The 13,712-nt window shown below is 68.4% G+C and carries 9 protein-coding genes; 2 read left to right on the top strand and 7 right to left on the bottom strand.

From position 1 onward, the window contains the following. Window positions 1–12: 12 nt before the first annotated feature. The 5 genes from ACYJP6_RS12635 to ACYJP6_RS12615 form a co-directional block, all read right to left on the bottom strand. On the bottom strand, window positions 13–3,081 hold the full coding sequence (locus ACYJP6_RS12635; RefSeq protein ID WP_459475321.1) for a CheR family methyltransferase: 3,069 nt from the start codon (window positions 3,079–3,081) through the stop codon (window positions 13–15). Window positions 3,082–3,154: 73 nt separating this feature from the next. Then, entirely contained in the window at window positions 3,155–6,160 is a 3,006-nt protein-coding gene (locus ACYJP6_RS12630; protein ID WP_459475320.1) for an efflux RND transporter permease subunit, read from the bottom strand. A 3-nt stretch (window positions 6,161–6,163) separates the two neighbouring features. Next, window positions 6,164–7,261 (bottom strand): efflux RND transporter periplasmic adaptor subunit, encoded by a 1,098-nt coding sequence (locus tag ACYJP6_RS12625; RefSeq protein ID WP_459475318.1) that lies wholly within the window; start codon window positions 7,259–7,261, stop codon window positions 6,164–6,166. Between the two features lie 14 nt (window positions 7,262–7,275). Next, on the bottom strand, window positions 7,276–8,061 hold the full coding sequence (locus tag ACYJP6_RS12620; protein ID WP_459475317.1) for a MipA/OmpV family protein: 786 nt from the start codon (window positions 8,059–8,061) through the stop codon (window positions 7,276–7,278). Window positions 8,062–8,070: 9 nt separating this feature from the next. Further along, complete coding sequence (locus ACYJP6_RS12615) at window positions 8,071–9,510, bottom strand: TolC family protein (protein WP_459475316.1); 1,440 nt, start codon at window positions 9,508–9,510, stop codon at window positions 8,071–8,073. Between the two features lie 97 nt (window positions 9,511–9,607). Between ACYJP6_RS12615 and ACYJP6_RS12610 the strand changes: the two genes are divergently transcribed. Together ACYJP6_RS12610 and ACYJP6_RS12605 are read left to right on the top strand one after the other, a co-directional pair. Further along, window positions 9,608–10,294 carry a response regulator gene (locus ACYJP6_RS12610; protein ID WP_459475315.1) on the top strand — a complete coding sequence of 229 codons (687 nt, stop codon included), beginning with the start codon at window positions 9,608–9,610 and terminating at the stop codon, window positions 10,292–10,294. After that, window positions 10,291–11,460 carry a sensor histidine kinase gene (locus ACYJP6_RS12605; protein WP_459475313.1) on the top strand — a complete coding sequence of 390 codons (1,170 nt, stop codon included), beginning with the start codon at window positions 10,291–10,293 and terminating at the stop codon, window positions 11,458–11,460. Before ACYJP6_RS12610 ends, ACYJP6_RS12605 begins: the two co-directional genes overlap by 4 nt. Window positions 11,461–11,514: 54 nt before the next feature. Here the strand turns inward: ACYJP6_RS12605 and ACYJP6_RS12600 are convergent, their stop codons facing one another. Continuing rightward, window positions 11,515–12,069 (bottom strand): ProQ/FinO family protein, encoded by a 555-nt coding sequence (locus ACYJP6_RS12600; protein ID WP_459475312.1) that lies wholly within the window; start codon window positions 12,067–12,069, stop codon window positions 11,515–11,517. Between the two features lie 182 nt (window positions 12,070–12,251). Further along, window positions 12,252–13,697: an aldehyde dehydrogenase family protein gene (locus ACYJP6_RS12595; protein WP_459475311.1), complete on the bottom strand. Its 1,446-nt coding sequence runs from the start codon at window positions 13,695–13,697 to the stop codon at window positions 12,252–12,254. Window positions 13,698–13,712: the final 15 nt, after the last annotated feature.

The raw sequence follows: 13,712 nt of genomic DNA, 5'->3' as shown, positions 1-13,712 counted from the left end.
GACGTCCAGAGCTCAGTGGCTGGCCAGGACGCGGGCATTCTTGGCCTCGGAGGTTTCGCCATCCGGTTGCAGGTGGCGCCAGATGATGATGGCCGCGGTGTGAGTGAAGGCGGCGGCCAGTTCCAAATCGATGGCGTCCGGAAGCTGGGGGTGCTGGAAATACATGGCCAGGGATCCCAGGCTCTTGCCTTCGGCGGTCTTGACCGGAAAGGACCAGCAGCCACGGAAATCATAGCGGCGGGCCAGCCAGGACCAGGGCTTCCACAGCGGCTCCGCCAGCACGTCGCGCGTGATCACGGGCTGGCCGCGGGCGACGGCGAGTCCGCAGGACAGCGAATCCTCGGAGATGATGAAGCCCTCAACCGCCTGCGCATAGCCTTCTGCCATGCCCACTACGTGGGTCAGAGTGCCGCCTTGGGCCAGATAGAAGGCACAGCGGCGTTGGTCACCTGCCGCGGTTACCAGGGCGCGGACGAGAATGCCCAGTGACTGACTCAGGCTTTCGCCTTTCATGGCGGATTGAAAGGCTTCGTTTTGCGCCGTTAGCCATTGTTGGTTGCGCCTCAGCTCACGCTCACGTTGACGCAGCGCCTGTTCCGCCTGCGTCCGCAAGGTAATGTCGGCAAAGGTGATCGCGACGCCGGTGATGGGCTGACTGTCGCCGGGATCCGGGCAAATCCGCCGCAGGAACCAACGCCCTTGGTCGGACTGCACGACCTCGGTCAGGGGCTCGCCGTTCTGCAGGACGAGCGCGATGTCCTCGAAGAGGCTCGGATCCTGGAATTTCGGCACCAGATCCTGGACGTGACGCCCCGTATCGGCTCGCCTCAAGGGCAACAGGTCGCTCATGGCCGGAGTGAACCAGCGGATCCTCAGGGCGTCATCCAGGCACAAGGTCATCACCGAGCCTGACGACAGCATGCGGCGCTGCATCTGCAATTGTTCGATATGCTCCTGGAGCGAGCCGTTCGCCCGCTGCAAATCCTCGTTGCTCAGTTGCAGATGTTCATTGGTGTCCTTGAGCTCGTCATTCAAGGCGTTCATTTCTTCGTTGAGAGCCTGCAGTTCCTCTCGGGAGGCCTCCAGCTCTTCCTGGGAGAAGCGGATCGCTTCGCGCCAGTCCGCTTCCGTCACGGCCGCGACAGGCTCCGATCCGCTCGCGTGCTCGGGCTGTACGAGGTCGGCGCCTTGGCGGAGGAAGGACACCAGCACCTGATCACGTTGCCCGGGGCCATCCAGCGGCGTGATCCGCAGCGTTACGCTCAGGCTGGCGTCGAATCGATCCGGTAAACCGGCCACCAGCGACGCACCGCCGCCGTGCAGTGCACCCCTGAGGTGGTGGCGTAGATGCGCGACCCAGGTACGGGGAACCAGATCCAGCAGCCGATAGCTTGGTTCGCCAGCAGCGAGACCGAGAAAGGCTTGAGTGTTGCCGTAGACCCGCAGTACCTGCCCCTCGACATCGATCAGCACCGACGGGAGTTCGAATTGTTCCAAGGCGCTGCGTTCGGCTTCGACGGCGCGCATGGCCCGGCTGGACCGTCGGCGCGGCAGGACGGGGGGTTGACCTGGCAGCGGCCCTGCCTTGCGATGTAGATTCCAGCGCAGGGCAACCGGTTCGAAGCCGTAACGCGTCAGCGGATAGGCTTCGCTCTTGCCGAGCAATAGATAGCCGCCCGGCCGCAAGGCGCTGTGCAGCACCTTGAGGACGAAGGCGATGGTCTCCGGCTGGAGGTAGATCAATAGATTGCGACAGCTGATGATGTCCATCGCCGCCAGCGGTGGATCGAGCAGCAGGTCCTGGGCGGCGAACACCATGCGCTCGCGCAGGCAGCGCTTGACCCGATAGGCCCCATCGACCGTGTAGAAAAACCGCTCTCGACGCGCCGGGGATAGCGTCGCCAGTTCGTTGCCGCGATAGAGGCCACGGCTGGCCTGGGCTAGCGTCTCGGGTACCGGCTCCGTGGCGAATAGCTGGGTCCGGCGCCCGCACCCGTGCGCGCTGCGCAGTTCCTCCAGCAGCATCGCCATGGAATAGGCCTCCTGGCCAGTGGAGCAGGCCGGAATCCAGATGCGCACCGGCTCGCTTTCCGACCGGCTGAGGAGCGGCAACAGGACGTCTTCGCGCAGCCTGTCCCAGACATCGGCGTCACGAAAAAACTCGGTCACGTGGACGGGAATGCCCTTGACCAAGGCCACCAGCTCCGCAGGATCGTCCTCGAGCAGGGCGGCATAGTCACTGAAGCCCCAGACCCGACGGATATCCATGCGTTGCTGAATGCGCCAGAGCAAGGGGGAGGCCTTGTAACCACTGAAGTCAAAGGCGGCCTGGCGGCGGATCAGGGCAAGGATATGCTCCAGGTTGGCCGACAGGGGGATCTGCTGCGTCGTCGCCTCCGGCCAAGGGTGATCCGGCGCGGCGCAGCCGATGAGATAACGGGCGATATCGCCGATGGACAGGGCCAGGTGATGCAAACCGCGTCGGACGATGGCGTTCGGCATGCTTTCGTAGGCCGCCGTGAGCGGATCCTGGACGATGACCGTACCGCCGCGTTGCCGGATGTGGACAGCGCCGGCGGTGCCGTCCATGCCGCTGCCGGACAGGATCACCAGAACGGTACGGGCGGCCTCCGGGGGTGCCAGGCTCTCCAGAAAGGCATCGATGGCATCCGTTCCAGGGCGCCGCTGTCCGCCTGCGGCGGGGCGGGTATGGAAGCAGCGATCCTCCAGGGTGAGGATGTCGTCGGGGGAGGGCAGATGGACCCGCGTGGGCAGGGGGCGGGTACCGCGCTCGGCGGCCTGGACCGGCATCGCCGTCCAGTGCTGGAGCAGACCCGCCAGACCGCTGGGGCTGCCCGGCGGGAGATGCTGGAGCACGATGAAGGCGAACGGCAGCTCTGCGCCCAGGGCTTCGAACAGCTGCTGGATGACGCTGATGCCGCCGGCGGAGGCACCGATCACGATGAGCGGGGGAAGCGGGACAGCCTCCGGTGGGGACGGGAGTCTGGTCATGAGGCATTCCTTGACGGCGCGCGCGACGTGGCACCGCGGCGAGGGGCAGCCGCACGCGAAGGCGGCCACGGATCTCCTCCAGCATAACGTCATTGGCTATTTACACCAGCGAAGCGGCCCGCCACCGCGCCCGCAGGCCCGGTCAGCGTCGCTCGTACAGCAACCCATAGAGCACCGGGATCAGCCCCAGGGTGACCAGGGTGCCCAGGGCCAGGCCGCCGATCATGCTGATCGCCATGCCCGTCCATAGGGGACCGGCAAAGAGCATCAGCGGGATGAGACCGAGGATGCAGGTGAGTTTGGTCATGATGATGGGCCGCAGGCGTTCGCTCGCGGCATCGAGCAACGCGGGCGTCAGCGGCTTGCCAGCCTGCAACTCGGTCTCGATGCGTTCGAGCAGCAGCACCGCGTTGTTGACGATGATGCCGGCCAGGGACAGCAATCCGAAGGTGGCCATGAAGCCGAAGGGATGGCCGCTCAGCCAAAGCGCGAGGGCGACCCCGATGAGGATGAAGGGAATGCCGGCGACGATGATCAGTACCTTGCGCCAGGAATCGAATTGCCAGAGGAAGAGCAGCAGCATGGCGACGGCGGCCAGCGGCAGGTAGCGCAGCAGGGCATCGTTGGCCGCAGCGGAGTCTTCGATCTCGCCGCCCAGTTCCAGGCGGTAGCCGGGCGGTAGTCGCAGGGTGGGTAACTGGGGTGCGAGGGTGGCAACAAGGGTGGCGGCGGTCATGCCTGGGTTGCGCGCGCTGACGGTGAGGGTCCGCTCCAGGTTGCGGCGCACCTTTACGCCGGCTTCGCTGGCCAGTTCGACCCGGGCGATCGCGGCCAGTGGCAGCGGCTCGCCGCCGCCATGGGGATAGACCAGGACACTATCCAGCGAGGTGCCGGGAGTGCGGCTGCGGGCCGCGATGTCGACGGGATACTGGCCATCGCGCAGCTGTGCGCCTGGCAGCCCATCGCCCGCCAGTTGCAGCGCCTGGGCCAGATCCCGGCTGTCGATACCCGCGGCGCGGGCGCGGGCCTGGTCGACCTCCACCTGGTAGCGCAGCAGCCGCGGACCCCAGTCGTCCTGGATGTCGCGGGTCCCGGGCACCGCGCCGAGCAGGTCTTCGAGCTGGGCGCCGAGCTGACGCAGGACGGCTTCGTCCGGCCCGCTCAGGCGATAGACCGCCAGACCGCTTTCGGTGGTGCCCAGGGAGAAGCGCTTGGGCTGGGCGCGGACCTCGGGGTACTGCCGCGACAGGTGTTCACCGACCCGGGCCATGACCTGTTGCAGATCGGCGTCCGGGCGGGTCGTCACGGTGAAGTAGGCGACGTTGGGACCGGGCAGCGGTGGATTCAGCCCCAGGACGATGCGCGGGCCGCCGTCGGCGACGTAGCCGATGCTCTCGACGATATCCGCCTCCGTGCCTAGCCAGCGGCTGAAATCCTGCATGAGTTCCAGGGTGCGTTGGGCTGGGGTGCCAGGTTCCAGCTGGATGGGGAGCTGGAACTGGTGGCGATCCGAAGGCGGCAGGAAGTCGTAGGGCAGGCTGAGTACCTTGAAGGTGGCCAGGCCCAGGAGCATGAGCATGGCCAGCAGGTAGGCCAGCTTGTGGCCCAGCAGGGTCTCCAGCAGCCGCCGATAGCCGCGATGCAGGACGCTGCCGGAGGTCGGGCTGGCATGGGTGGGGTCGGGTACCAGGCGCAGGCAGAGCAGGGGCGTCACGGTCAGGCTCAGTAACCAGGAGCCGAGCAAGGTAAGCGCCAGGACCACGGCCAGGGATCTCAGGTACTCGTTGGTACTGGTCTGGCCAAGAAAGAACGGCGAGAACGCCAGGATGATCACCAGGGAGGAGGTCAGTAGCGGGATGGCCAGGGTGCGGCCGGCCGCTTCGCAGGCGTCCCGCCGTGCCTCGCCGGCGCGTAGCCGTCGCTCGATGTCCTCGGCGATGACGATACCGTTGTCCACCAGCAGACCCAGGGCCAGGATGAGGGCGGCGATGGACACCGTCTGCAGCTCGATACCCAGGGCGCGCATGACCAGCAGGGTGGCCAGTACCGTCAGCGGCACGATGGCGCCGACGATGAGCCCCAGGCGCCAGCCGAGGAACAGCATCACCACGGCCATGACGATCACCATGGTCTCCATCAGCACATGCTGCATGCGCTCCATGGCGTGGTGCACCACCTCGGGTTGGAAGGTCACCCGGTGCAGGGCGAAGCCGGTGGGTAGCGTTCCCTCCAGTGCCTTGAGCCGGTCGTGCAGCTCGGCGCCGAAGGCCTCGACGTTGCGGCCGGGCGTCATCGCGATACCCAGGACCAGGGCCCGCTCGCCGCGATAGAAGGCGGCGCTGCGCGGCGGCTGCTCGGACGCGACCCGGATCTGTGCCAGGGTGGCCAGGGGGACGGCGGCACCATCAGGCAGCTGGATCGGCAGCGCCGCCAATGCGGCCGGGTCCGGCACCTCACCACTGATGGAAAGGCTGAGGTCGCGCTCGCCCAGGTGAAGAGTGCCGCCAGTGACCAGCAGGTTACGCGTGCGCAACTGCTCCAGCAGGGCCTGTGGCGGCAGCCGGAGCCGGGCCAGCGCGGTGGCATCCAGCTCGAGGACCAGGCGTTCCTGTTGCAGGCCGTAGAGGGCGATGCGTTCGACGCCGGGCAGCGCGTAGAGCGCCCGGCGCAGGCGTTCCACCTCGGTGCGCAGCTCGCTCGGGGAGAAACCCGGCGCGGTCACGGCGATGGAGGCCACCGCCACCCGTCCGAAGTCGTCGTCCAGGCTCGGGCCCTGGGTACCTTCGGGCAGACCGGGTGCGACCTCGGCCAGTTTGTTTCGCACCCTTTGCCAGAGGGCCGGCAGATCCTTGACGTCATCCCGCGCGGTGAGCTGAAGGATGGCCTGGCCCGGTCTGAGGGTAGTGACCAGGGTCCTGAGTTCGGGCAGCTCACGTAGCCGATCTTCCAGAGGCTTGGCCAGCAGCTGTTCCACGCGGTCGCTGGGCAGGCCGGGCAGGGCGACGCTGACCAGGGCGTCGCGAACCGTCACGCTCGGTTCCTCCTGGGACGGAAAGTCGAGGAAGGCATAGAGGCCGCCCAACAGCAGGGCGACGGCGACGAAGAGCACCAGTCGCCCGCGATTCAGAGCGAAATGTGTCAGGGACATGGCCTACTCCCCGGTCAGGACGGTGATAGGCCGGTAGGGCAGCACGTGTTCGCCTGCGCGCAGGAAGGCGGCGCCGGCCACGACGATCTGCTCGCCCTCCGCGAGACCGCTGTCGATCAGCGCCTGGCCGTCCTGCAGGGCGACCAGGGTCACCCCACGCAGCTTCACCTGCTGCGTGTCTGCCTGGTAGACATAGACCTGGCCCGCCGTGCCGGTCTGCCCTGGCAGCAGCGCGCCCAGCGGAATGGCCAGGTGGCTGTCCGCCGCATCCGCCAGGCGGACGTCCAGCAGACTGCCGCTGGGCAGGGCTGGCGCTGCGGTATCCAGGGCGAACACCGCTTCCTGCAGCAGCCCCTGATCCGCTCTTGGCGAAATCCCTACCAGACTCAGCGCCAGGGACGCGCCGCCGGCGGTGGATGTAGCCTGGGCCCGGGCCCCCGGCTGCAGCCTGTCCGCCAGGCTGAGCGGGATCTGCACCACCACCTGGCGGCTACCTTCGGCCTGCAGGCCCAGCAGGGGCTCGCCGGCGCTGATCAGACGCAACGGATCGGCTACCCGAGTGACGACCTGGCCGGCGAAGGGGGCCACCAGGCGGGTCCGCTCCAGGGCGCGCCGGGCCAACGCCAGTTCGGCTTCGGCACCGCGCTGTTGCGCCAGCGCGGTGCCCTGCGCGGCGTCGGCGGCTTCCAGTTCGGCTCTGGCGAGGTTGCCATCGGCGAACAGCTGGTGAGCCCGGCGCTGGCCAACCCGGCGCTGGTCCAGCTCCACCCGAGCGGCCTGCAGGTGGGCGCTGGCCTGCTCCAGGCGCAGCCGGGCGGGCTCGGCGTCCTGCTCGGCGAGCACCTGTCCGGCCTTGACCCGGGCGCCTACCTCGACAGCCACCTGCACGACCCGACCGCCGTTCTCGAAGCTCAGCGCCGTGGTGCGCGGCTGGCGGATGAGACCGGGCAGCAGCGGTGACTGAGGCTTCAGTCTGCCAACTGCGGCGAGTTTCACGGTCCGTACGGGCTCCGCTTCCGGAAGGGAATCGGGCGAGCAGCCGCCCAGCAAGGGGAGCAGCAGGAGCAGCGAGAAGGCGGAGAACAGACGCGGGCCGGGCATGACGAGCTCCAGAATCAGAAACTGTAGGTCAGGGCGAGCTGGGCAGTGGTGGCGGTGGCCCGCTGGAGCAAGGGGCTGTCACGCACCTGGTCGGTGTAGTGGGTGGTGGTCAGGGTAGCGACCGAGCTCCAGTGCGGATCGAAGGTGTGCAACCAGTTCAGGGCCGCGGAATAGGCATAGAGGCCTCGATCGATACGGGCCGGCGCGAACCCGCTGGCGATGCTCTGGGCGTCGGTGACGCCGAAGTAGGTCTGGTTGAAGCGGCTGTCACCCGCATGGGCGTCCAGGTCCAGGGCCAGGGTGTCGCGCTCGGTGTGCAGGCCTATGGCTTCCAGGCCCAGGCGGTATCTCGTGCCACGCTGGGCGCCGGCGAGGCGCCATTCGCCCTCGGCATTGAGGCTGAGCCAGGGAGCCAGGGCCTGACTCAGGGTAAGATCGAACACCGTGGCGCCCTCAACCTCGCCCATGCCTCTGAGGCGGTCGGCGCCCGGACGCGAGGCGTTGTCGCGGTCGTCCCGCCCGAGGTCGTAGTTGAGGGCGCCGCTCAGGGTCAGGCCCTGGGCCGACTGCCATTGCAGGCCGAGGCCGCGGGTGGTGTCGGCGAAGAACAGGCCGCGCTGCACGACCACCAGGGGTAGCAACTGCGGGCGGTAGTCCGCCGAGCCCATGTAACGACTGACGGCACCAGCCACCAGGCCGAGGCTGACGTCGGTGTGATCGCCCCAGGGAGAGGTATCGGCGGCCTGGGTGGCCAGAGGGGGCAGGCAGAGCAGCAGCGGGAACAAGAGCCGGGTGTTCATGGCAGGTCCTCAGGTAGCGGAAGGGTTGTCCAGCCCGTGCAGGGCGCGGTACAGGCGTAGGCGGTTGAAGCGCAGCGCCTGGTCGGTCTGGCGCAGCGCTTCGCTGGTACGCAGTGCTTCGAGCTCCGCCTGCAGCCGGGTGGTGGGGTCGCCGGCGCCGGCTTCCCACTGGTGCGCCAGGCGTTGGTCCCGCTGGTAATTCAGCTGGATCCGGGCCTCCAGCGTCTGCCACTGGGTGAGCAGCAGGCGCCGCTCTTCGAGGCCGTCCGCCAGTTGGCGGAAGGCGTCCTGCAAGGTGCGCTCGTAGGTGGCCAGCGCCAGGTCGCGCGCGCTGGTGGCGGCGTCCAGGTTGGCCCGGTTGCGCCCCCCGTCAAGCAGTGGCAGCGACAGGGACGGCGTGAGCAGGCGCAAGCCGTGGCCGGCGCTGAAGAGGTCCTGCAGCTGCGGACTGGCCAGGCCCACCGCGGTACTCAGGCGGATGCTGGGAAAGAAGGCGGCGCGGGCCGCGCCTATGCTGGCATTGGCGGCCTGCAGCCGCTCTTCCGCAGCGCGAACATCGAGGCGCTCAAGCAGCTGGGTGGACGGCAGGTTGGCCAGCTCGCCAGGGGACGCCGGCGGTGTGCTGGCGAGGGGGCGGGCGGCGCCTGGCGCGGGGGCCAGGCGATAGCCGGTCACCCAGGCCAGCGCCTGATAGGCGTCGGCGCGCTGGCTCAGGCGCTGGCGCGTGAGTTGATGGGCGTCGAGGGCGGTCTGGTTCAGCGGCTCCAGGGCTGCGGCAGGCAGGTCGCCGGCGGCGATGCGGGCGCGGGTCCGCTGCACCAGCTGCTCGCTGAGCGTCTCCATCGCCTGGGCGCTGGCGACCTGAGCGTCGGCTTCTCGCGCCAGCAGGAAGAGCCGGGCTACCTCGGCGACCAGGGCGCCTCGTGCGGCCTGTTGGCCGTAGCGGCTGGCCAGCAACTGGTGCCGGGCTTCCTCGCCGAGGCTGGCCTGGCGGCCAAAGAAATCCAGCTCGAAGGCATCGACCTCCAGGGTCGCGGTCGCCAGGTCCTGCTGGTAGCGCTCGTCCAGGGCGGGATCGGCGAAGCGCTGGCGTGGGCGCTGGACGCTGAGGCCCAGGGTCGGCCAACGTTCGGCCTGGCGGCCCGCCAGTTGAGCGCGGGCCTGCTCGACCCTGAGTTGGATTATCCGGTAGTCTCGGTTGCCTGCCAGCGCCTGGGACACCACCGCGGGCAACAGGTCTTCGTCGCTTACCGCAGCCAGCAACTGGCGTTCGTCGGTGCTGAGGTCGCTGGCCGCGGCGGGCGGGAGGATCTCTCGCTGCAGCTCGCCCTGCTCGACCGGGATCGGCAGCGCCGGGCGCTGATAAGCGGGAATCAGCGAGCAGCTCGCCAGGCTCAGCAGGCTGGTGAGCAGGAGCGAACGGCTGGCGGCGGCGAGGGTAGCAGGCATGGCGGTAGGACCGGGCTTCAGGCTCTGGTCACCAGCCTAGGAACACCGGATCAAGATTCCTTCGGCGAATTGTCGAGATTCGATCAAGAGAGCGGACGTGAGCGACAAACTCATACTCATCGTCGAGGATGACCCCGACAGTGCCAGCGTGCTGGAGGCCTATCTGCTGCGCGACGGCTTCGCGGTGGTGCTCGCCGAGGATGGTCGCCAGGGGCTGGAGCTCTTCCAGCGTCGGCAGCCCGACCTGGTCCTGCTGGATCTGATGCTGCCACGCCTCGGCGGCACCGAGGTGCTGGCCCAGATCCGGCGTGCGGGGGATACGCCGGTGATCATGGTGACCGCCATCGGCGACGAGCCGGAAAAGCTCGGTGCGCTGCGCTATGGCGCCGACGACTACGTGGTGAAACCCTACAACCCCAAGGAGGTGGTGGCACGCGTCCATGCCGTGCTGCGCCGCTGCCACCAGGCCCCACGGGACGAGCGTTGGTTGCGGCATGGCGCCCTCGCGGTGGATCTGGAAAGCTTCAGTGCCCTGGTCGACCAGGGCGGGCAATCCTGCGCGCTGGAGTTGACGCCCACCGAGTTCGGCCTGCTCGCGACCTTGATGCGCACCCCGCACAAGGCCTTTACCCGCGAGGAGCTGCTGGAGCGTTGCCTCCCGGAGAGCGAGGCCCTGGCGCGGGTGGTGGACACCCACCTGCACAATCTCAGGCGCAAGTTGGAAGCCGCGGGCATTCCCGGGGTGCCGGTGACGGTGCGCGCTGTCGGCTATCGCTTCGCATGAAAGGGCAGGCGCCCTTGGGGCGCTGGGTCGGCTGGCGGATGAGTCTGCTGGCGCTGGGCGCGGTGCTGCTGATCGCCGCCGGCATGTACCTCTGGTTCCTGTTCGGCGACTGGTGGGTGTTGCGCCAGGTGCCTGAGCTCGCGCGCGCGGAGATCCTCCAGCTACGCGCCGATCCGCAGCAGAACGAGGCCCGGTTATGGCAGCTGTTCAGCCATTACTATCCCGTGCGCTACTTCCTGCCCGGCATCGCCAGCCGCGACTGGTGGGTGCTGGCAGGCCTGGTGCTGGCCGCCGTGCCCCTGATCCTGCTCGCGGGTTTCCGGCTGTCGCGACCGCTGTCGAGCGAGTTCTCCGCCATCGCCGCGGCGGCGCGCCAGGTCGCCTCGGGCAAGCTGGACACCCGGCTCGAGATGAGCGAGACAGCGCCTGCCGAGCTGCGCCGGCTGGCCCTGGACTTCAACAGCCTGACCGCGCGACTGCAGCAATACGAACGCGACGTGCGCGATTCCAGCGCCATCCTCGCCCATGAATTGCGCACCCCGCTGAACGCCGCTTCGGTGCGGGTGCAGGGCATTCTCGACGAGGTCTTTCCCGCCGACGCCCGGCAGTTGCAGATGGTCAAGCGCCAGCTCGATCTGCTCAATACCCTGGTGGGCGATCTGCACACCCTGTCGCTGGCCGAAGCCGGGCAACTGGCCCTGGACCAGCGGCCCTTCGTACTGGCGGCGCTGGTGGAGGAACGGCTGGCCTGGTTCGCCCCCCAGCTGCAGGCCGAGGCCATCCAGGTACGACTGGACCTGGATCCACGGCAGGCGCTGTTCGCCGACCGCGATCGGCTCGGCCAGTTGCTCACTATCCTGCTGGAAAACTTCTTGCGCTACGGAGCAGCGGGCGGCGAACTGGACATAGTCCAGGCGTCGCTGGCCGAAGGGGTGGTACTGGAATTTCGCGACCGCGGTCCGGGCATTCCGGAGGCCGATCGCGAACGGGTCTTCCATCGCTTCTGGCGTGCCGACAGCTCCCGCGCGCGGCACTTGGGTGGAAGCGGACTGGGTCTTTCCATCGCCCGCGCCATCTGCGCGGCGCATCAGGGGCGTATCGTCGCCCTAGGGCGCGAGGGTGGCGGCACGGTCATGCGGATCGAATTGCCGGGACGCCGGTCCTAGCGCGGCGGGCGTCTGGAACGGCTGCCCCTGTCAGGCCGACAGGGGCAGGGTGCCTCAGGCGGAAGTGTCGTCTGCCGGGGCGGCGCCGGCCTCGGCCGCTGCAGGCGCTTCGGCTTCGACCGGTGCGGCCGTTTCCGCCTTCGCCTTGGCCTGCTCACGACGGGCCTGGGCGCGTTGACGGCGAGCCTGCTGCTTGGCATAGACCGCCTGAGAGGCAGTCACGGTGCCGGCCGGTTGGCCCTGCAGATCCAGCCGCGGGGCATTTTCGGTCATGGCCGCCCAGTAGCGGGTGCCGCGGCACCAGGTCGCGATCGCCTGCTTGAGTTGCTCGCCGGTGATGCCCAGGCGCTCCAGGTGTTGCTCGGCGTCCTTGAGGATGCCTTCCTTGAGCGGCACCTTGGGTGCGGGATTCACCGGGAAGGCCAGCGGGAATTGCTTCTGCAGCCGGCGGATGCCTTCGACCACCGGATCCTGCTCGCGGGGCTTGTGCTCGCGGGGCTTGGCTTTCGGTGAAGGTCTCCGCGCCGGCCGCTCGTTGCTCTCGGTCTTTACCTGCGCTTTTTCGGCCCGCAGGCGGTCGCGTAGTTCAGCTAGTTGCTCAAAGCCCATCGTTCAGCTCACCGCTCCAAATAGAATTCACGTGCAAGGGTCATCCGTGCCGGCGTTCGACCACGCCATTCACGAATCGGCACGGCCTCAGCCGGCAGCCCGGTCATTCTAAGGGTTGGTGCGCCGGTCTTGCATCCTTGGAAGCGTCATTCCCGGCGGATGGTGCGCCGGTCAGGCCCTCGCTAGCCACCACCGGTCAGCCGGGACACCCATTGCGCGAGGCGCAACTTGAGCGGCGAGTAGGGCGGCAGCAGCAGGCGGATCGCCAGCAACGGACCGGCGGCGAGCACGCTGCGCTCGTGGGAAAAGGTGCGGAAGCCGGCCTGGCCATGGGCGCTGCCACTGCCGGACTGGTTGACGCCACCGAAGGGCAGGTGGAGCTGGGTGTATTGCTGCATGCACAGATTGAGGCCGACGCTGCCGGAGCTGGTACGGGCGAGGACACGCCGCTGTACCCCGCGATCCCGGCTCCAGAGGTAGAGGGCCAGCGGCTTGGGGCCGGCGTCGATGCGCTGCAGTACCTCGTCCAGGTCATCGTAGGCGATCACTGGCAGCAGGGGGCCGAAGATTTCCTGGCTATCCAGGGCGCTGGCGGTGTCCGAACAATCCACCAGGGTCGGCGCGAGGTAACAGCCCGCGACCTCGTGCTCGCCGCCGTACACCAGCCGTGCACCCGCTGCCTGGGCCTCGCTCAGCAGGGTCGCCAGCTGCTGGGTGTGGCGCGGGTGGATGAGGCGGGCGAAATCGGGGCTCCTGGCCGGATCCTTGCCGTAGCGCTGCAGCAGAATCGTGCGGCAGCGAGCGTTGAAGGCGGCCAGCAGTCGGCGGGGTACGAAGACATGATCGGGGGCCACGCAAGACTGACCGGCGTTGAGGAACTTGCCCCAGAGCAGCAGTTCCGCGGCGGCGTCCAGATCGGCGCTGGCATCGATGATCGCGGGCGACTTGCCGCCCAGCTCCAGGGTGACCGAAGCCAGGTGCTGGGCAGCGGCCTGCATCACCAGGCGTCCCACGGCGGTCGAGCCGGTAAAGAAGAAGTGATCGAAGGGCAGTGCCAAGAGGGCCTGGGCGGTGTCGACGGCGCCCTCGCAGAGCGCCACGGTGTCCGTCTCGAAGGCCTCGGCCAGCAGGTCGCGAAGTACCGCGTTGACCGCCGGGGTGAATTCCGACGGTTTGAGCATGACGGTATTGCCGGCCGCCAGCGCCGACACCAGGGGGCCGAGGAGGGTGGAGACGGGGTAGTTCCAGGGGCCGATGATCAGGCAGCGCCCCCGCGGCTGGCTATGGACGTGCGCTGAGCAACCCAGCGAGGTCAGGGTTGGCCGGACCCGCCGCGGCCGCATCCAGCGGCGCAGGTGCCGACGGGCATGCTGGATTTCCTCCAGTACCGGCATGATCTCGGAGAGTTCGACCTCCACCTCGGGCTTGCCGAAGTCATCGCGAAACGCCCGGTAGAGCGCCTGGCGTCGGCGTACCAGGGCGCCGTGCAGGCGTTGCAGCAGGACCAGGCGCTCCGCGGCGGTGGAGGAGCGCAACACCAGGGCGCGCGGACCCTGGGCGGCGAAGAGGCGGTGCAGGTCGTGGTGTACGACGAGGGGCGACGGCGGGGTGGTCAGGGACGCGTGCATGGCGGAGCTCCGCAG

Source organism: Pseudomonas sp. No.117 (assembly GCF_054558395.1).
This window is presented reverse-complemented; position numbering and strand designations above follow the sequence as displayed.